This is a genomic window from Novosphingobium meiothermophilum, from assembly GCF_003171715.1.
Classification (GTDB): Bacteria; Pseudomonadota; Alphaproteobacteria; order Sphingomonadales; family Sphingomonadaceae; genus Novosphingobium; species Novosphingobium meiothermophilum.
In genome coordinates this window covers 207,504-226,537 of the sequence record NZ_QGHL01000008.1, presented here as the reverse complement: position 1 = coordinate 226,537, position 19,034 = coordinate 207,504, and the positions used below count along the sequence as shown (strand labels likewise).

16 protein-coding genes are annotated in these 19,034 nt (G+C 63.3%); 3 read left to right on the top strand and 13 right to left on the bottom strand.

Going from position 1 to position 19,034, the window contains the following annotated elements; translation table 11 throughout:
- Nucleotides 1–43: 43 nt before the first annotated feature.
- The 6 genes from DKM43_RS16485 to DKM43_RS09595 form a co-directional block, all read right to left on the bottom strand.
- Entirely contained in the window at nt 44–445 is a 402-nt protein-coding gene (locus DKM43_RS16485) for a VOC family protein (protein WP_161554066.1), read from the bottom strand.
- Nucleotides 446–452: 7 nt separating this feature from the next.
- Nucleotides 453–1,514, bottom strand: coding sequence for a hypothetical protein (locus DKM43_RS16480; RefSeq protein WP_161554065.1), 1,062 nt, complete (start codon nt 1,512–1,514; stop codon nt 453–455).
- A gap of 7 nt (nt 1,515–1,521) precedes the next feature.
- Nucleotides 1,522–3,075: an MBOAT family O-acyltransferase gene (locus DKM43_RS09610; RefSeq protein ID WP_109798275.1), complete on the bottom strand. Its 1,554-nt coding sequence runs from the start codon at nt 3,073–3,075 to the stop codon at nt 1,522–1,524.
- Nucleotides 3,076–3,090: 15 nt separating this feature from the next.
- Nucleotides 3,091–4,023, bottom strand: coding sequence for a class I SAM-dependent methyltransferase (locus DKM43_RS09605; protein ID WP_109798274.1), 933 nt, complete (start codon nt 4,021–4,023; stop codon nt 3,091–3,093).
- Between the two features lie 34 nt (nt 4,024–4,057).
- Entirely contained in the window at nt 4,058–6,013 is a 1,956-nt protein-coding gene (locus tag DKM43_RS09600) for an HAD-IIIC family phosphatase (protein ID WP_109798273.1), read from the bottom strand.
- A 73-nt stretch (nt 6,014–6,086) separates the two neighbouring features.
- Nucleotides 6,087–6,329 carry an acyl carrier protein gene (locus DKM43_RS09595; RefSeq protein WP_109798464.1) on the bottom strand — a complete coding sequence of 81 codons (243 nt, stop codon included), beginning with the start codon at nt 6,327–6,329 and terminating at the stop codon, nt 6,087–6,089.
- A gap of 321 nt (nt 6,330–6,650) precedes the next feature.
- Between DKM43_RS09595 and DKM43_RS09590 the strand changes: the two genes are divergently transcribed.
- Together DKM43_RS09590 and DKM43_RS09585 are read left to right on the top strand one after the other, a co-directional pair.
- Nucleotides 6,651–6,920: a spike base protein, RCAP_Rcc01079 family gene (locus DKM43_RS09590; protein ID WP_201739826.1), complete on the top strand. Its 270-nt coding sequence runs from the start codon at nt 6,651–6,653 to the stop codon at nt 6,918–6,920.
- A complete protein-coding gene (locus DKM43_RS09585) occupies nt 6,920–11,341 on the top strand; it encodes a hypothetical protein (protein ID WP_145960496.1) in 4,422 nt (1,473 codons plus the stop codon). Before DKM43_RS09590 ends, DKM43_RS09585 begins: the two co-directional genes overlap by 1 nt.
- Here DKM43_RS09585 and DKM43_RS09580 read toward each other — a convergent pair.
- From DKM43_RS09580 to rfbA, 5 genes are read right to left on the bottom strand one after another with little or no spacing between them, the layout of a single operon-like run.
- A complete protein-coding gene (locus tag DKM43_RS09580; protein WP_161554064.1) occupies nt 11,263–12,087 on the bottom strand; it encodes an SGNH/GDSL hydrolase family protein in 825 nt (274 codons plus the stop codon). The genes DKM43_RS09585 and DKM43_RS09580 overlap by 79 nt on opposite strands.
- A 5-nt stretch (nt 12,088–12,092) precedes the next feature.
- Nucleotides 12,093–13,154 (bottom strand): dTDP-glucose 4,6-dehydratase, encoded by a 1,062-nt coding sequence (rfbB, locus tag DKM43_RS09575; protein ID WP_109798270.1) that lies wholly within the window; start codon nt 13,152–13,154, stop codon nt 12,093–12,095.
- A complete protein-coding gene (gene rfbD, locus DKM43_RS09570; protein WP_236632489.1) occupies nt 13,147–14,007 on the bottom strand; it encodes a dTDP-4-dehydrorhamnose reductase in 861 nt (286 codons plus the stop codon). Before rfbD ends, rfbB begins: the two co-directional genes overlap by 8 nt.
- Nucleotides 14,004–14,549, bottom strand: a complete 546-nt coding sequence (gene rfbC / locus DKM43_RS09565; protein ID WP_109798269.1) for a dTDP-4-dehydrorhamnose 3,5-epimerase — start codon at nt 14,547–14,549, stop codon at nt 14,004–14,006. The genes rfbD and rfbC overlap by 4 nt, the downstream gene beginning before the upstream one ends.
- 8 nt (nt 14,550–14,557) lie before the next feature.
- Entirely contained in the window at nt 14,558–15,550 is a 993-nt protein-coding gene (rfbA, locus tag DKM43_RS09560; protein ID WP_236632488.1) for a glucose-1-phosphate thymidylyltransferase RfbA, read from the bottom strand.
- A gap of 151 nt (nt 15,551–15,701) precedes the next feature.
- Here rfbA and DKM43_RS09555 point away from each other — a divergent pair, with 151 nt between their 5' ends.
- Entirely contained in the window at nt 15,702–16,526 is an 825-nt protein-coding gene (locus DKM43_RS09555) for a hypothetical protein (protein WP_109798268.1), read from the top strand.
- A 19-nt stretch (nt 16,527–16,545) separates the two neighbouring features.
- Here the strand turns inward: DKM43_RS09555 and DKM43_RS16665 are convergent, their stop codons facing one another.
- Entirely contained in the window at nt 16,546–18,114 is a 1,569-nt protein-coding gene (locus DKM43_RS16665; protein WP_109798267.1) for a c-type cytochrome, read from the bottom strand.
- Nucleotides 18,114–18,719 (bottom strand): DsbA family protein, encoded by a 606-nt coding sequence (locus tag DKM43_RS09545; RefSeq protein WP_236632487.1) that lies wholly within the window; start codon nt 18,717–18,719, stop codon nt 18,114–18,116. The genes DKM43_RS16665 and DKM43_RS09545 overlap by 1 nt, the downstream gene beginning before the upstream one ends.
- Nucleotides 18,720–19,034: the final 315 nt, after the last annotated feature.

Below are 19,034 nucleotides of genomic sequence, written 5' to 3'. Positions count from 1 at the left end.
ATTGCAGGTGCGAGCAAGGCGCTAAGCCCTTTGCCGCATCCGGTCACAAGGGCTGGACCAGTTCTATCTGAATGCCGCGTGTAGCCACTGGATTGATGAAATTGCACAGGAAATTGCCTGCGCCCTTGACCGGCGCCGGTTCGAGCAGGGACATATCGGACGATGCGCACCAACGTGCGACTTCATCCCAATCGGCGATCTCATAGGCAAAATGGTGCACCCCGCCCACACCGCGATTGAAGCGCAGAAGCGGCCCTTCATCAGCCACGACAAGTTCCACCGCCGTCTCGCCGATGCCGGGCTTCGCAAAGATGCACCAGCAGTGCCACTGATCGACGTAGCCACGATAATCCTCGATCAGCCCGAACTGTTCCATGTGACGAGCCGCATCGTCGAGCGATGGCAGGACTATACCGACATGATGCAGTTTGTAATTTGCGAACATGCGATGATTACTCCGGCGTGGCGGTGGCGGGCAGACTGGGCCGACTTGCATCCTGAGGCATGATGGCGGCGATCCGGTCAGCCAGCCATGCATTGAAATCAGGAAGGGCGCGGTCAGAGGGATGCCCTGCATCGCGGAAGAACCGGGCATCATCCATATGGGCGAGGTATTTCCACACCGGTCCGTATTGGCTGAGCCAGGCTTCTTCGGCAGGGGCTGCCTTGCCCTTGTAGTAGGGCTGGAACAGGAAGACGATGCGCGCACCATGTGCCCGCGCGAGCGAAGCCAGATCGCGAACCGATTTGCGGGACACGCCGAACTCCACGTCTGCCAGCGCAGGCGGCAGAAGCGGCGGCGTTGCATCGCGGGCGCGGAAAGCGGACTCGGCATCGAGATCGCGGGCGTGCTCTACAGTGCCGATGGAATGCGCCGGAACCTGCGGCTGCCAGCCGGGCATGGCCTTGTATCCGATGGAAGACCCCGGATAGCGGGACGGATCGAACTGAAGTTCGACGCCGAAGGCATCAGGCGCGGCTGTCTTGGCGAAAAGCATCATCTGGCGCATCGGCAGGGTGAACCAGGTCTTTGCAAGGTTGCGGTTGACGAGCACCGGGCTTCTCAGGACGTCCTCAACCGTGGCAAGGCTGGCAAACGCCTGATGCCCCTCTCTGGGCAGCGCCTCGACCACTGGAATGATCAGCAGCCAGATTTCAGGATGCGCGCGCAGAGCTTCGCGTGCCTCGACGAGGCGGATGTCCATGCCCGCAGCGGGAAGCGACATGTTGAGGACATTGAGAGGGCGGCCGCGCTCTGCCAGCATGGCCTCAAGCAGAGGCGGGCTGACCCCGACCTGCGCACGTGAAGAGCCGATCACGACAACATCGACCGGCTTCGGATCGAAATGCAGGCGCTCGTAAAAGTAGGATGCGCTCTCGAACATCGTGCCCTTGAGCGATTGCCAGCGCAGATACGGATCATGCGGCAAGGCGATGGCGGTTGCACACAGCGCGATGAAGCCCGCTGTCACGAAGGCGAGATAGGCGCGGATCGAAAGACGGCGAGCGAGCATCCCGACCTCAGAAGTTGAAGTAGATGAACTCGCTTTGCCCACGCGAGATGAAGGCAACGGCGAGGAAAAGGACTAAGGTCATGGCCGCAGCCCAGCCAAGAGTCGGACGCCAGACCAGCGGAAGCACAGGCGGGGCAATCGCGCGCCAGCGCTCCCAGCCGATAACGGGCTGATACCGCTGCATGAACTGCTGGGTATTGGGCAGACAGGCGATGATGAAGAATCCGAGCGCTGCAAAGATCAGCGGTTTGGCTAGAATGTCAGCGGTGCTGACCGGGACGATCCGGGCGAGACTGGCAATGGAGTGCAGATCGAACATGCCGCGCCAAATTACCAGCGCATCGCCGATGGCTTCAGCCCGGAAAACGACATTGGCGAACATCACGGCCAGCAAGGTGAGCAGACGGTAGCCGAGCATGGCAGCGCGGCCCGGCGGTCCCTTCTGCCGACGAACCTTGCGCTGGCGCTGCTGCCAATACTCATTCACCGAAAGATAGAAGCCGTGCATTGCGCCGAAGGCGACGAAAGTCCAGCCCGCGCCATGCCACAAGCCGACCACCACAAAGATGAAGAAAGTGGGGGCAGCGACGGTGACATAGAAGCTGGCATCCTTGCCCAGCCGACGCTCTGCGGCGAACCGGGCCAAGGGCAGAACCACCGGTTGATACATGTAGGAGACGATGAACTGCTGAAGCGTGATGTGCCAGCGCCGCCAGTAATCGATGATCGAAGCGGCCCGCAACGGCGAATGGAAGTTGGGTGGCAGCTTGATGCAGAACATCCTCGCCAGCCCCACAGCCATATCGGAATAGCCGGAGAAATCAAAGTATAGCTGGATGGTGTAGGTAATTGCGGCCATCCACGCATCGGCAAGGTTGATCACGCCCCCGGCATGGGCACTGTCGAAAATTGGCGTTGCATAAAGCGCTGCCGAGTCCGCAATCACCGTCTTCTTGAAAAGGCCGATCGCAAAGATCGTTATGCCGATCAGCAGATTCGCGCCGGCAAACCGGCCCAGCCCCCTTCCGAAGAACTGGGGCATCATCTCCTTGTAGTGAACGATCGGACCGGCGATCAGCTGTGGGAAGAAGATTACGAAGGTGGCATAGCGAAAGATGCCGCCCGAAGTGACATCACGACGGCGGATGTCGACAAGATAGGCGATCTGCTGAAATGTATAGAACGAAATCGCCAGCGGCAGCACGATCTTGCCGATGGCGTAGCCCGTGCCGAAGATGGCATTGAGATTGTCTATGAAGAAATTGGCATACTTGAAATAGCCCAAGACGGCGACATTGAGGGCGATGCCCAGAAACAGGATATATCCGCCGGTCCTGCTTTCATTGTGCCGTTCAATCAGTCTGCCGAGTGTGTAGTTGACCGCCATCGATGCGATCAACAGCAAGGCATATCGCGGCGCCCAGAAGCCGTAGAAGACGAGCGAACAGGCAACCAGCCAGACGAAGAGAAAGCGTTTCAGCCCAGCCTTGATGAGGATGTAGTAGCCAATCAGGGCGATCGGCAGGAAAACCAGCAGAAACTCGAAAGAGTTGAAGAGCATGACTGCTTCTATGCCTCAGACAGGCCGGGCGAACATGCACACCGAAACCGTGACGGCGTTCTTCAAGGCACGCTCCAGCTTCATGCCCTGGGTTGCAAACATCGCCTCGGACATGATCTCGAACCCGGTCTTGCGCAGCAGGTCGCGCGCCTCATCAGGCGTGCGCATGAGATAGAGGTGGTCTGGCGACGGGCTGTTGATCGGAACGTTGACGAACACCAGACCCTGCGGAGCAACGATGGCACGCAGCTTGCGCATTACTTCGGCCGGGTCTTCGATGTGTTCGAGAACTTCGCTCAGGACGACGAAATCGAACTTGTCATCGGTTTCGGAAACGCTGAGCGCATTGCGCACCGCACAGTTGACGCTGCCGATGCCTAACCGGGCAAGGGCGCTACGGGTATGTTCGACCGAAACTGGCGACAGATCCCAGACCGTGGCCGCCGACAGTCCGAAATCGCGGACGGCCAGATAGGTCATCAGGCCATGTCCCGGCCCGATCTCAAGCATCTTGGCATCAGAAGGGATAAGACCGGGAGCCTGCGTGAAATAGTATGTGCAACTGGCCACGTGATTATACCACATGACCTGACTCAGGAGCAGACCGTCGACGTATCGCTCCATGTAGGCATCATTGGAATAAACCTCGGCATCGGCTTCGGCGAAGGTTGTCAGGCGGTAACGCCCTTCGCGATGGAAGAACAGTTCCTCCTCGCGCAGCCGGTCGCAGGTCCACCGATAGTTTGCCGCCAGTTCGGGAAGGCGCGCGCCTTCGAGCGTCAAGGCTGCCTGCGCAAGAAGCTCGGTGGTCTGAAGTTCTGACACGGTGCGCGCGGACAGGCTCTTTTCGAGATAGCGGGCATGGTCCGGCCATGCATCGAGAATGGCCAGTGCGATTGTCCGGGTTGCAGGCCGATCACCGATAATACCCAACAATGCGTCGTTCATCGCTGCATCCTGCCTATATGGTGAGAAAACCCGGTCAATCGACCAGAGCCTGAGGGGTTGGCGAATCTGCAAGCGCCCCAGCCCCGGTCTTCGCCTCGATCTGCATGGGCAGATCGGGTGAGGTGTAGGCGGCGAGATCGAGTTCCCATAGCGTGCCGCCGCCCGATCTTTCCCCCGTGCAGGCAAAGCCGAGCTTTTCGAAGTGCTTTTCGACGAGCACGTTCTTGGGCGTCGGAATGTATTCGCCCGTCAGGCGGCTCGCGCCTGCGGCCTTTGCCGCTGCGGCGACGTGGGCAAGCACGGCTTCCTCGACCCGGCGGCCGAGGACGCGGCAGCTCATCAGCCAGGTGTCGCAGTGCCACACCTCATCGCCGCGATCGAAGATCACGACGGAAATCATGCCGTTGTCGCCAAAGCGGTCGACAAGGCGCACCTGCATGGTGAACTTTTTCGGATCGGCCTGAATCGCGGCGATATCGGCTTCGGTATAACGGCGCGTGGTGAGATTGAACTGGTTGGACTTGTTGACGAGCTGGGCAATCCGCGCACGGCCAAGATCGTCGAACGGGGCAATCGTGCACTCCATTTCGAGCGAGGCCAGATACTCGTCAAGATTGCCGACCTTCTGGAGGGCCGAGGCGCGCTGGGCGTTGGCCTGATACATGTCGGCCCGTTTGCGGTCTTCATCGTTGAAGGCGACCGCTTCGAAATACCCGGCAAGCGAGAGCAGGCGCACATAGTCGGAAGGCTCGTCGCCCACTTCGGGAACCGCGACTTCGGGCAGTTCCTGCCGGACGCGTTCCCGCTCGGCCGGATTGTCGTCGAGGAAGACGAGCGCGTCGGTGCCGATATTGAGCGCCTGGGCAATCGCCTTGAGGTTGGTGGCCTTGTCGGTCCAGTTGGCGATGAAGACGGAGATATGGTCTTCCTTCAAGACCATCTCGTCATGCTCGCGGAAGGGGATCAGGGCCGCGGCTTCCTCGTTCTTGGAACAGACCGCAAGAATGATCCCGCGGCGACGCAGATCGAGCGCGAAGGACTGAACCGCAAGGTGCGCCTCACCGCGCGCCGAGCCTTGTCCCAGCTTGATGCCTTCGACGCCATCGTCGCCGATGATCCCGCCCCAGAGGGTGTTGTCGAGATCAAGCACCAGACACTTGCGCGACAACCCTCTGGCGGCGGCCAGAAGGCGGCAGACGTGATCGGCATAGAGCGGAACCGCATCTAGCGCGCAGGGCATCTTGGCATCGTGCCAGCGCAGCGGATCGTGCCAGCGCGCAAGACCGACCATTTCGGCCATGGCGGCCATATCCAGCAGGAGATCGGAATCCTGCACGACTTCGGCGCAGAGCCGCTGGTTGAAGCGGGCGATCAACCAGCGGACCGAGCCGGGAACGCGCGCATCATAGCTTCCGAAAAGAGCCTCGGCAGGCGTGGCAAGCGTATGCAGGATGACCCCGGCGCCGATATTGGCGCGCACGCCATCGCGCAGGGAGGCCACGTAATCGAGCGCAGACTGCACGGCCGCCTCTGCGGCTGCGGCCTCGAACTGCGGGCGGGCCAGCCCCAGCGCTGCGGCATCGAGCGCCAGCAGCACGAAATCAGGCCGGGCGGCGGCGAGCGCGGAGGACGGATCAAGCACGGCCTGCGCAAGCTGACCGTAATCGGTCTGCACGGTATCGACCAGAACGCCGTGGCGCAGGCCCGTGGCAGGCAGGGCCTCGGCGACGAGATCAAGCGTATGGGTGGCGGCAATGCCCAGGAGAACCGGGCGCAGACGGCCTTCTGCGCACAGGGACTGGCGCCGGGAATCGACGATCTTGCCCAAGGAGCCAAGCTGGGAAAGATCAAGCCCATGACCGGCAAGCGCCACGAGATCGGCAGTGCGCACTGCTTCGCCTGCCCCATGCGCAGACCGCAGCGCCCGCACCCGCGCCCGGAAATCAGGCGGTGCGGGAAGCAACCATGGCAAGGCAAGCAGATCGGCCATTATCGCATCAGCCCCAGTTGTTGCGGCTCAATCCAGAGCATCCCGGAAATGCCGGAGCGGACCGGCATGTCGATCAGGCAAGCTTGCGTTCGATCAGATCGACCATTTCGCCCACGTTCTTGAGGCTTTCGATCTCCGAGTTGGACAGACGGAAGCCGAATTCCTTTTCGACCGCGACCATGAAGCGGATGTTCGACAGGCTGTCCCATTCCTCGATGTCGGCGGCGCTCAGATCGTCGCGGTATTCCAGCTCGTCGAGATCGAACACGTCGATCATGATTTCCGTGAGCTGCGCGGTGATTGCGGAACGTTCCATCTTGTCCTTCTTCATCAAGGGCGAACATCATGCTTCCGGCCTGAGTCCAGATGCGGGATGGTTCGCCTGCTGAATCGTCACATAAAGACTTACAGATATTTCCATAGTGGCGATTACCTATATTCGCAACCGCAGCATCAAGCATGGGATGAACGTCGCAGGCTGTGCTGCACGGCACAAATAGACTGAATTTCCTGAATATTCCGCAGTGATACGTGCCGCCCGCCAGACACCATCCCGTGGCAGAGAATCCGCTTTCCTACAGAATATGTGCCATGATAGCGCATTGTTCCTGATTTGTTCACAAAGAGGGACGCGAACGTGGTCAACGATATCTTCGCCGGTTCAAGCAACAGCCTGACCTCTCCTGCCGAAGACTGCTTCCAGATCCTGCCGGATGACGATGCCGCGCTGCCCCAGGCAACGAAGGCCATCTACATCGGCCAGGGCGGCGACCTGACGCTGGTGCCCCTGCGCGGAAACGCGCCCGTGACATTCATCAATCTGGCATCTGGGTCCATGCTGGACGTGCGCGCCCGCGCGGTGAAGGCCACCGGAACCACCGCGCTTGATCTGATCGGCCTGATCTGATGGGAGGGTTCGGTCATGGCTTCGGACGCCTGGCGCGCAGACGTTCGTCCCTGCGCGAGGTGGCGCCCCCTTTGCCGAGGGTGCGCCCTTCGGCGGGATGGACGGGAATTGCCGGCAGCGGATTTGCCGCAAGCGGCTTTGGCAGTGTGCCGACTGACCCGCAGCGGTTGACGGCAAAGCCGGCGATGCGCCTGCTGGTGCCACCCGACCAGTTCTATCGCGGCACGCTTGCCATCGGGGTGGTAGCCGGTGCGAACAATGGCGGATCGCTGCTCCAGAACATGGGACTGGCTTCGGTGATCGTGCATTGCGAGGGTCGGCAGGAGATCATCGACGCACCGACTTGGCATCGCTACCGCGACGTGAACGGCGAGCGCCGCGAATGCTTTGGCTGGTGGGCCAGACTGGTTCACGACGGGCGCGATGGCGAGATCGACGTCTATTTCGAGGCAGTGCCGCTTGATCCGGCGATGCAGCGCCGGGTGATGGGGCCATTCCGGTTCTACCCTTCACGGCAGGAACACGACTGGCGCCTGACGGTGGAGCCAGGAACCCCTGTGGTGACAGGAAGCCGCTATCCCGATGTGGCGCAGGCATTGGCCTTTCTCGCGGGTGCGGGTGCGAACAACCCGCTTGTCACGATCCATGGCGGCGGCACCATCGACATCGCGCAGGGCGCCTTCGGGCCTTATCAGGGCAAGGGATACTGCACGATCAGGGCGGATGAGCCAGTGACGATCGCACGGTCAGGCTTTACCAGCGATGCCGCTGCGATCATGCGGCCGCGCTATGACGGGCTGCGGTTCAGCGGCCGGAACATCACCATTGATGCGCAATGGATTTCGAGCCTCTATCACGAAAATCCGGCGGGGCGGCAGCACTGGCTCGACGGCATCCGCATCGTCAACTCGGCGGGGCGCGACCAGTTGTGGCGCGGATCATCGCGGCGGATCGGCCAGTTCGTGCGTGATCCGGCATGGCTGACCGAATGCACATTCGATGGCCTGCCCAATGCGGCCTGCGGGGCCAGCCTTGTGCGTGGCTGCCTTCTGAAGAACGGCTATCACGACGTGGTAAGCGATGCGGCCTGCGTGGTGCATTCGCGCACCGATGACTGGGATTCCTCGTTCTGGACGCAGGACGTGCCCGCCTTTACCGTGCGCTATACGGGGCCTGAGCCAACCGCGACGATCGAACTGGCCGGGGCCAACGAGGCCGCCACGCGCACCTTTACCGCGCGCTGGGGTGCAAACAGCGCCACCTTCACCGTCGGCACATCCGAAGCGATGATGGCGAGCGGAAACTACTGGCCGGGGGATGTGGCCGCCTGGCTGCAAGGACTGGGCGCAGGGTTTGTGGTGGCCGTGCAGGACAACACCCGCCGGGCGGCGGCCTGTTCGCTGGCGGGCGCCAAGGGCACCGGCTTTGGCCCGCAGAACGTGAAGGATGCCACGCTCCAGATCGTGACGCTGTTCGATGTCCATTCCGACTGGCATCAGCAGAATACCGGGCGCATTACCGAAAACTGCGTGCTCGCGAACAACCTGACGACAGGCATCGTGGCGCAGGACATCTTCCTGACGGCAACGGGGGGTGCGCGCGATTTCCTGATCTTCAACAACGCCTTCCACAACAAGACCCTGACCGGCCCCTATACCGGCTTCACCACGATCAGCAGCCAGATGGCCTACGCCAAGAGCCATGTGGTGATAGTGCACAACACGCTGGCATCGCAGGCGCTGTCGATGCGCGGGGACCAGTCCTACACGGCGGACGACTTCTGTCTGGTTGCGGGCAACAGCCTGCGCGATCTGAGCTGGCCGGGAAGCCGGAACGGCACTGGCCTGATCCGCGACAACCACTTGCAGGCAGGTGCAAGCGGCACCGCGATCGGGGAGGCAAGCTTTGCGGGCGGCACGCGGGAGCAACTGTTCCTGAACAGCGCGGCAGGCGATTTCACCGTGCGCGGAGCCTTGCATGCCACGCGGCGAATGCCGGTGATTGCGTGGGACCGCACAGGCCGGCAACGCGCCAGCGCCGATGCGGCCGGAAGCGAAGCGGTGCAATCCATCGCCATTGCCATGCCCGCCGCGCCGGCGCCGCGCTGCGTGCAGTTCCCATCGTTCAACCGGCACTATGCCGGGCGAGCGGGCCACATTGCCTTTGCCAATGCCGGCATCACCAGCCAGCCCCTGCTGCGGCATGATACGCCGGGCGCGTTCTTCATCATGCTCCAGATCGCGCACGAGCGCACCAACCTGAACCGCGAAGCGCGGATCATCGGCAACGCCGTGGGGTCTGCGGGCGGGACGTTCAGTCTGGTGCACTATGGAGACGACCACTTCGATACGGCCCGGCACGATGAACTGCGCTGGCGCGCGCGGGGCAGCACGGGCGATACCATCGACCTTTCGCTCGACGTGCAGACAAGGGGCGGCCAGTGGCAGCTCGTGGTCGTGACCTGCGACGGCAACGGGCAATACGGCATTGCCAGCTACGCGCGCGGTTCGGCACGCATTGCCGGATCCGGCCAGACAAGCGGCAATGCGCAGATCAACACGCTGAGCGGGACGCATGTGCTGCTGGGCGACGTGGCGAGCGCGCCCGGCGGCCTGACGCCGTTGACCGCTCCGGCAGGGGCCTTTGACGGCGCGGTGGCATTTCACGGTTTTGTGCTGGGCAGCGCAGGAAGCGATGCGGCATGGCAGGCCATTGCCGAAGGCGCACCGATTGCACCATCGCTGCCCGGCGCGACGGGATTTCGCCTGCTGCGCGATTATCGGCTGTCTGCCGATCCGGCGCAGACGCTAAGCCCGATCACGCCCGATGATCTGACCGCACCGGGCACGGTTCACGGCACAGTCATGGCAGGCGGCACCAGCAACCATGGGCAGGCAAAGTTCCTGCACTTCGATCGTCTGCCCGATGGCTATGTGATCTGCCCCAGAGATGGCGAGCCTGCCGGCACCGTCAGGCTTGTGGGAACCAGCAGCGGGCTATCGGGCGCGCTTTTCGCACAGGTCCTGGGACAGGACGGTGCCATTCTGGTGCCGCCATTCGTTTGCGATGGCACCGGCCCGGTGATGGACGTGATGCTGCCGCTGCCGCCCTTTTCCGGGTGGGGAACGATTGAGCTGTGGAGCGAGAGCGATCCGGCGGTGGTGTTCCGGATGAACAGCCGCATCGGCTGCGGCCACAAGGTGAGCGTGATCGGCCAGAGCCAGTGCGACATCATGCTCTATGCCGGCGGCGTGACGCAGGCGCCATCGGGGCTGGCCTCGTTCTGCGGCTATATCGGCACGCGGTCCGATCCGGCGGATACGGCCACTGCCCCGGTGGCGCGGTTCAGCACTGCGGCCCGGCCGCAACTGTTCGTGATCGAGCCGGAAATGACCGGCGCCTTCAACGGCGTGACCGCCATTGCATCGCGGGTCGAGCCGTTCGTCGGCGGACAGGCGCTGTGCGTGATCGATACCTGCGTTCCGGGCACGAGCGCGCTGGCCTGGATCCGGAACAGCGTGACGACCCGGCAATGGGCGCTGGACGTGGAAGTGGCCCGGATGGCCGGGAGCGACAGGGTGCCGGTATGGCAGTGGTACACCGCCGATGCGGGCAGCTATCCTGCGCTGCTGGACGGCGTGGTGCACGGCACGGGCAGCCTTGCAGGCGACAACCGCCTGTTTGACGGCACGATCAACGCGCCGGGATACCGGCTGGGCATCTGCCTGCCGACGCGCGCCACAACGACCACGCCGGGACCGCTGGCGGCCGACGATTTCGGCACAAACCGCAGCGGCGCGCAGGCCGGGCAACTGCAATGGGCCAGCGCCAATGCGGCGATCTGCGCGGTGGGGCCAGCCACGACCGACATCGCCATCGACAACCAGGCCAGCGGAACCCCTTCAGGACCGAACACCAACCTTGGCGGGCCGCATCCAAGCCAGGTTCTGCCCGAAGGCTGCGTCCGGCTGGGACGGCGCATTGGCGAAACCTATTTGCGCGCGCGCGGGCTCAGCCCTTCGCCGGGCAACGCCTTTCTCAGCAAGGCGACGGCAACCATGTCCGCTGACCGTTCGGTTCTGACGATCAAGGCCGTGCTGCCCAACGGCGGCGGCTTGCGCACAGATGACGGACGGGCGGTGACGGGCTTCGAGGTTTCGACCGATGGCGGTGCCACATGGTCGCGAAGCAGCGTCGCCGCAGCGATCATCGCCCCCGATACCTTGGCATTGACGTTCTCAGGCGGCTCATGGCCCGTCGGAGCACGCATCGCCTATCTGCGAGGCGGCCCGTTCAGCTATGGCACTGCCGAAGAGCTTGCCGCGCACTACAAGGGCAGCCTTTACGATGGGTGCGAGGCAGACGGCGGACTTGGCTTTCCGGTGCTGGAGTTGCCAGCATCCGATGCGCTGGTGGTATAAACGGATGCCAGCCAGAGGCCGAGAAGGCGCTGCGCCTCTGGCCCCAAATGCAGGGCATCCGGTTGCAGCAGGCCCTGCAAGTCAGGATCGGGAAAGGCGGAGGCGGGATCAAGAAAGGCGCTGCCGGTGGCCTGTGCCACCTGGGCGGCGGCACGGCGATAAGGCTGGAGCCGCGCAGCCATGGCCTGCGTGCCGACAGGCGGCGGGGCAAGGATCACCACCCTTGCCCCGCCACGCCGGAGCTGCTGCGCCAACCGCGTCAATCCCGCACGATAGGCCTCAAGCGCGACCGGCCGACGTGGAGCAAGCCAGCCACGCGTTGCGGCATCGTTCGTGCCCAGCATGACATAGGCCACCGCGAAACTGCCTTGCGCTGCGCCTTCGGGAAGACCGCGCGCCAGATGATCGGCAACGGTCGCGCCGCCAAAGGCCCGCACGACAGCCCGCACCGTGCCATCGAGCGCTGCGGCAAAATGCGCCGGATAGGCATGCGCGGCCCCTCCGACTCTCGTGCCCGCGGTATTGCTGTCACCCACGAACAGGACGCGTCCGGCCTGCGCGCCGCCAGACGGAAGGGAGCGCAGCGCGGGCAACCTTTCCGGCACGACCATGCGTGCGCCGCGCAAAGTCCAGTGAGGGACTTCGCCCGACCACCACGCAAGACCACCCAGAAGGGCAAGAAGCCCGACGAAAAGCGACGCAACCAGCTTTGCCAGAGCAGCCGCAGGGCGCGTCCTGTGGGGCAAGGGCATCAGCCCTGCGGCTTGAGCAGGGGCCGCCACCACGCTTCATTGTCGAGATACCAGCGGAGCGTGCCGCGAAGGCCCGTTTCGAAATCGTGCTGCGGCACATAGCCCAGTTCGGTGCGCGCCTTGGTCTCGTCGATGGCATAGCGCCGGTCATGACCCTTGCGGTCCTCGACGAAGGTTTTCAGTTCGCTGGTCTTGCGGCCCTTCGCCGCGGGCGCATCCGGGTAACGTTCGGCAAGGCCATCGATCTCGGCAAAGGCGCGGTCCACTTCGGCGCAGATGCGATCGATCACCGCCATGTTGGGCAGTTCCTCGCCCCCGCCGATATTGTAGGTTTCGCCCGGTTTGCCGTTGGCAAGGGCCGCTTCGATGCCGCGGCAATGGTCCTCGACATAGAGCCAGTCGCGAACGTTCATGCCATCGCCGTAGATCGGCAGAGGCTTGCCCGAAAGCGCGTTGAGGATGAACAGCGGAATGAGCTTTTCGGGATAGTGATAAGGCCCGTAATTGTTCGAGCAGTTTGTGGTGGTGGTATTGAGGCCGAAGGTGTGATGCCATGCCCGCACGAGATGGTCGGAGGCAGCTTTTGAGGCCGAATAGGGCGAGTTGGGCTGATACTGGGTGGTTTCACTGAAAGCAGGATCGTCGGGGCCGAGCGAGCCATAGACTTCGTCGGTCGAGATGTGGTGGAAGCGATGGTCTCTTCCCGAACCTTCATCAAGCCAGACCTTGCGCGCAGCCTTGAGCAGGCTGTTGGTGCCAAGGATATTGGTTTCGATGAAGGCATCAGGCCCGGTGATCGAACGATCCACATGGCTTTCCGCGGCAAAGTGCACCAGCGTGGAAATGCCCCGTTCGCGCAGGAGCCTTTCCACCAGCGCCGTGTCGCGGATGTCGCCCACGACCAGTTCGGCCTGCTCGACCCCGGTGATCGTCGAACGGTTGCCCGCATAAGTCAGGCAATCGAGCACGACGATGGCATCGTCCGGGTGATGTTTCGCCCAGTAGTGCACGAAATTGCCGCCGATGAAACCGGCACCGCCAGTGACAAGCAGATTAGCCAAGGGCCTTTTCCTCATTGAGCATTGTCTTGAGACGGGTGCGCCAGTGGACGTGTCCATCGCCAAGGGCCGCGCGCGTGGCTGAAACGTCGAGCACCGAGAACGCGGGGCGGCTTGCAGGGGTGGGATATTCGGCCGTGGCAATCGGCACGATTTCGGGCACTCGTCCAATCAGGCCAAGCTGATGCGCCTCTTCCGCAATGGCCACGGCAAAGTCATACCACGAGGCAACGCCCGCATCGCGGTGATGCCAGATGCCCGGACGATCCATTGCGGCAAGGCCCCAGAGCGTTTGCGCAAGGCCGGTGGCCCATGTGGGAGAGCCGATCTGGTCCGCCACGACGCGCAAGGTCTCGCGCTCGCGCATCAGCCGCAGCATGGTGCGCACGAAGTTGGCCCCGCCCGCTGCATGAACCCAGCTTGTGCGCACGATGATTGCCAAGTCCCCGGCCCCATCCTCTCCGGCTGCCTTGCTGGCACCATAGACTGAACGGGGATTGCGCGGATCACCGGGAAGGTAGGCGCGCCCGCTCGTGCCATCGAACACGAAATCGGTGGAAACCTGCATCAGCCGCGCACGCGATCCTGCCAGCGCACGGGCAAATGCCGCAGGCGCGCCCGCGTTGATCGCATGGGCCAGATCCGGTTCGCTCTCTGCCCGGTCGACCGCGGTATAGGCCGCCGCGTTGAGCACGAGATTGGGCTGGTGGGTATCGACCGTGCGCATGATGGCATCGGCATTGGCAAGATCGAGCATGGCGCGATCCAGCCCCACGCATTCCCAGCCATCAGGGCAGGTGGCCATCAGCGCCCTGCCCAACTGGCCGCTCACGCCCGTGACCAGCGCCTTCTTCACGCGAATGCCTTTACGTCGGCCAGCCGAACGCCCGCAGCATCCTTGGCGGAAAGCTTCGGCTCGATCCCTTCAAGCGGCCAGGCGATGCCGACATCGGGATCGTCCCAGGCAAGGCTGGCTTCGTGCTGCGGGGCATAGGGGGCGGTGCACTTGTAGAGGAAGTCGGTATCGTCCTCCAGTGTCAGGAAGCCGTGGGCAAAGCCTTCCGGCACCCAGAACATCCGCTTGTTCTCGGCCGAAAGCACGACGCCTGTCCACTGCCCGAACGTGGGCGAGGAACGCCGCAGATCGACCACGGCATCGAACACCGCGCCGCGCACCACGCGCACCAGCTTGCCCTGAGGCCCCGGATTCTGGAAGTGCATCCCGCGCAGCACGCCCTTCTGCGAGCGGCTGTGATTGTCCTGCACGAAAGCAAGATCAAGGCCCGCCTCGGCAAAGGCGGCCGCATTCCAGCTTTCCATGAAGAAGCCGCGATCATCGCCGAACACCTTTGGCTCGATGATGAGCGGGCCGGCAATCGCGCATTCGATAATCTTCATGGCGCTCCTCAGATCCGGCCCTTGTGCGCCAGCAATTGCAGCAGGTATTCGCCATAGCCCGACTTGCGCAGCGGCTGGGCAATGGCTTCAAGGCGCGCATCATCGATGAAGCCCTGCCGCCAGGCAATCTCTTCGGGGCAGCAGATCTTCAGCCCCTGCCGCTCTTCGGTAATGCGCACATAGGTTGCCGCATCCAGGAGCGATCCGTGCGTGCCCGTATCTAGCCAGGCATAGCCGCGCCCCATGATCTCGACCGAAAGCTGGCCCTCGTCCATGTAGAGCCGGTTGAGATCGGTGATCTCAAGCTCGCCTCGCGCCGAAGGCTTGAGATCGCGCGCGCGGTCCACCACCGTCTCGTCATAGAAATAGAGCCCGGTGACGGCATAGTTCGATTGCGGCCTTGCGGGCTTTTCCTCGATCGAGACGGCACGGCCATCGGCATCGAAGGCGACCACGCCATAGGCTTGCGGATTGTTCACGCGATAGGCAAAGACGCTGGCGCCGCAGGTCCGGTCATTCGCGTTCTTGAGCAGTTCCGGCAGGCCGTGGCCATAGAAGATGTTGTCGCCCAGAACCAGTGCGCTGGGGCCGCCAGCCACGAAATCGGCACCGATGTGAAAGGCCTGGGCAAGCCCGTCGGGGCTGGGCTGCACGGCATAGCTGATGGCCACGCCAAAATCCGCGCCATCACCCAGAACGCGCTGAAACTGGGCGGAATCCTCCGGGGTGGTGATGATCAGGATATCACGGATGCCTGCCAGCATCAGCGTGCTGAGAGGATAATAGATCATCGGCTTGTCGAAAACGGGCATGAGCTGCTTCGACACCCCCCGCGTCAACGGATAGAGCCGCGTTCCCGATCCGCCAGCAAGGATGATGCCCTTGCGCGCTTTGCCTGCGGCATCAGCTGTCGTTACCGTCACGAGCCTTGTCACTCCCGGTTGCGCGATGGCGCGCGGCACAAGCCGCAGCACGAGACGATGCGGCACAGAGCACGCCATGCGGCATCACCTTAGTATTTTTGCTGCATTGCAGCGTCACCGGATGAGGTCAATAGCCTTGGCCCGACAGCCGCCGCTGTGACGGCGATCATATCGGGACTTGTCATCAAATCCCGGTGACGCGCCGTGCGCCCCCTGATAAGCTGCCTGCATGACCATTGCACAGACCGCGCCGCCATCGGAACCCACGCCGCACGCGTTCGGCTGGTATGATTCGATCTGGCTGCGAAAGTATTTCGATGCGCGCGCGATCATCGCGAAAGTCGCACCGGGGCGCCTTGCAGAGTTCGAGGCGGCGATGGCCGTGTTCCGCACCGATCCTGCCTACGAGGTCAAGACGTTGCGAGGCTATCTTGACGAAGCCCGTCTGCGCGAGATGCGCGAGACCATCTCCGCCATCCCGCGCGACAGTCTGGAACTGCACGAAGCGCAGAAGTTCGGCCGTCTGGTGGTGCATGACTGGCCGCCCTTCACCGCCATGCAGGCCGAAATTGCCGCGATGGTTTCAGAACTGGCCGGTGAAGCGCTGGAGCCGTGCTACAATTTCCTGTCGATGTATCTGAAGCGCGGCGTTTGCGAACCGCATCTTGATACGCCGCAGGCGAAATGGACCTTCGACCTGTGCATCGATCAGGGCGAACCCTGGCCAATCCATTTCACCGAAATCATGCCCTGGCCCGAATCGCGCGAGGCGCTGATCGAAGACTGGATCGCGGTGAAGGAAGGGCGATCGGCCCACAGGATCCAGTCCGTGGCGCTGGAGCCGGGTGACGCCTTGCTCTTTTCCGGCCCAAGCCAGTGGCACTGGCGCGATCCCATTCCGCAGGCAAAGCCCGGAACCAGAGCTTTCTGCGATCTCCTGTTCTTCCACTTCATTCCCGCAGGCACGGCCGAACTCGTCGAACCCGAAAACTGGGCGCGCCTGTTCGACCTGCCCGAACTGGCCGAAATCCTCGCGTCGCCTGCAACCGCCTGAGTGCGAGGCAGCCCGCCCCTCAGGGGTGGATGTACACGAAACCCATGCCCTGCAGGCGGGCGATTTCGGCAACACCGCTCGGCACGATGTCGGCATCGGTCACGCCGTAAAGGTCGCTTGGCTTCAGGTTCATCGCATTGATCGTGTTGCGGCACACCAGAAAGCGCACGCCTTTGGCGCGTAGCCCGTCGAGCGCCTTGGCCAGTTCGGCATCTTCCTTTGCCATCAGGAATAGCTTCGCGCCCCCGGCAAAGCTGACCACGCGAATCTCGACCTTGCCCTCGGTGGCGGCCAGATGCGCGCCGATGTTGCGCACAAGGCGCTGGGCATAGCTGCGATCATCCGGATATCCGCCAGAGTTCTGATAGACGACCCGCTGAAACACATAGCGGCTGGCATCCATCGCCTCGGACGGATGCTGGCGGGAATTGGGCTGGGCGCTGGCAGGCAAGGCGCCAGCCACAAAGCCGATGGCAGCACAGGCAATCAGGCGCAGCGGGAAGGGGAGACGCAGGGGCTTCATTGATGCACTCCAGTCAGGATGCGGGTTCGGGGAACGGACCGGCGCGGCCGGGGCTGCCGTGCCTGCCTGCGGGCGCAGCGCGGCCCGGATGGGGGCAAATGGCCCCAGCCGGTGCTGCTCGGCCGTGAACGCATCGGGCCACGGCCCATAGGGCGTATCGACCGGCTTTTCGCGGCGCACGGGATAGTCGGCCTCCAGCCCGGCCATATGCGGGCGAGGCTGGCTGTTGATATAGGCCGCCACATCCCACGCATCCTCAACCGAAAGCGCGGGTGCTTCCCATGTTGTGCCCTGCGGCATGTTGGCATGAACAAAGTTGGCGGCCGTGATCAGCCGGGCCATCCCCGCGCCGTCGTTGTAGCTGTCAGGCCCCCACAGCGGCGGGAAGAGATAGCCCTGCGCGTCGCCGGGCTGGCCGATCCGCTGCCCCTGCCCGTCTGCCCCGTGGCAGGAAGCGCAGTTCCCGGCAAAAACCGCCTTGCCCCGCATGGGATCGGCCGCGCGGTCAAGCTCGGCCATGCGCGGCAAGCCTCGTCCCGGCATGTCTGCGCCAATGGGCTTGCCCATCGCCAGAAACCGCAGATAGGAAACCATCGCCACCATGTCCGGATCGCCGGGCGGCAGGGCGCGTCCGTTCATGCTGCGCATCAGACAGCCGTTGATCCGGTCCTCGATGGTATCGACCTTCCCCGATCGCCCGCGATACTGAGGAAAGTCCGCGAATGCGGCATTCAGCGGCAGGGCATAGGGCAAGGTTCCCGCTTCGAGATGGCAGCTCTGACAGTTGAGATTGTTGCCTGCGATGCGGCGCGATGGATCGGCAACTTCAGGGCCGATGAGCGCGGCTGTGCGCGCGATCAGATCATGCCCGCGGCGCACGGTGCGGCCCCAGGCATCATCGGGCAGCGTGGCCACATCGGGCACTTGCCACACCGGCACCGCAACGCCCGGCGGTGCCTCGGCAGCGCCTCGCGCGGCAAGCGCGATCATGGCCGGAAACACCAGCGCGACCGCCGCAGCCATTGCCCTGCGCATCAGGCCGGAACCCATCCCGATAGGCCCCATCAGCCCTGCCCCGCCTTGCGCGCCTCGGCAATCGCCTCCATCAGCTGGCTGAGCGATGCTGCCCCACCCAGACGGCTGGTGCCGATGAGCAGACCGGGCGTTCCCTGAAACTCCAGCGCCTGTGCGCCGGCATTGCTGCGCGCGATGACCGTGTCGATCTCCTTCGCACGCGCCTTCATGTCGGCCAGCAGCCTGTTCCAGTCCAGACCCGCAGCCTTGGCCGCCGCCTCGACAGACTCCTGCGTCAAGCGGCCCGGCTGGGCGAAAAGCGCCGCATTGAAGGCCGCGTGCCTGCCTTGCCACTGGCTGGCAATGGCGGCCCGTGCGGCCAGCAGCGATGCGCCGCCAAAGATCGGCCAATCCCGATAGACCACCCGCACCCGCCTGTCGCGCTCCAGAAGCTGGGTCAGCGTATTGTGCAGCTTGCGGCAATAGGGGCAGCCGTAATCGGAAAAGACGATGACGGTAACGTCATAGCCCTTGGGCGCAATCTTGGGCGCAAGCGCCTCTTCGGACATGGCCGGAAAAGCCGTGGGCCCCGCCGCATGGCAGGGCACCGATGCCGCAAGACCCACCGCGGCAAGCACGGCCACAATTCGACGCAAGACTCTCGCTCCATTCGCTCATGTATTAGAAAATGCGAATGCAAGGACTAGCGCCTTCGCCACCCCAGATGCAAGCAGGAAGTTGGCGGGAAACATGCGCAAGCCGGCGCCTGTCGCCTCCGAAGACTGCACGGCTTGTCGGAATGAACTGGAGCGGGCGAAGGGATTCGAACCCTCGACCCCAACCTTGGCAAGGGGTCGATGAAACGGCCCCACCAGTTCCAGCCGGAAAAATACTGACAATCTAATCGCTTGCCTTCCTCGGCAGCGTTGGGCACGTTTTGTTCCGGTCGGTTCCGGCGGAAAACTGCCATT

Excerpts from the sequence above, each read along its gene's own strand:
- DKM43_RS16485 (WP_161554066.1), bottom strand. The coding sequence starts at position 445 with ATGTTCGCAAATTACAAACTGCATCATGTCGGTATAGTCCTGCCATCG.
- DKM43_RS16480 (WP_161554065.1), bottom strand. The coding sequence starts at position 1,514 with ATGCTCGCTCGCCGTCTTTCGATCCGCGCCTATCTCGCCTTCGTGACA.
- DKM43_RS09610 (WP_109798275.1), bottom strand. The coding sequence starts at position 3,075 with ATGCTCTTCAACTCTTTCGAGTTTCTGCTGGTTTTCCTGCCGATCGCC.
- DKM43_RS09605 (WP_109798274.1), bottom strand. The coding sequence starts at position 4,023 with ATGAACGACGCATTGTTGGGTATTATCGGTGATCGGCCTGCAACCCGG.
- DKM43_RS09600 (WP_109798273.1), bottom strand. The coding sequence starts at position 6,013 with ATGGCCGATCTGCTTGCCTTGCCATGGTTGCTTCCCGCACCGCCTGAT.
- DKM43_RS09595 (WP_109798464.1), bottom strand. The coding sequence starts at position 6,329 with ATGGAACGTTCCGCAATCACCGCGCAGCTCACGGAAATCATGATCGAC.
- DKM43_RS09585 (WP_145960496.1), top strand. The coding sequence starts at position 6,920 with ATGGGAGGGTTCGGTCATGGCTTCGGACGCCTGGCGCGCAGACGTTCG.
- rfbC (WP_109798269.1), bottom strand. The coding sequence starts at position 14,549 with ATGAAGATTATCGAATGCGCGATTGCCGGCCCGCTCATCATCGAGCCA.
- rfbA (WP_236632488.1), bottom strand. The coding sequence starts at position 15,550 with ATGGCGTGCTCTGTGCCGCATCGTCTCGTGCTGCGGCTTGTGCCGCGC.
- DKM43_RS09555 (WP_109798268.1), top strand. The coding sequence starts at position 15,702 with ATGACCATTGCACAGACCGCGCCGCCATCGGAACCCACGCCGCACGCG.
- DKM43_RS16665 (WP_109798267.1), bottom strand. The coding sequence starts at position 18,114 with ATGGGGCCTATCGGGATGGGTTCCGGCCTGATGCGCAGGGCAATGGCT.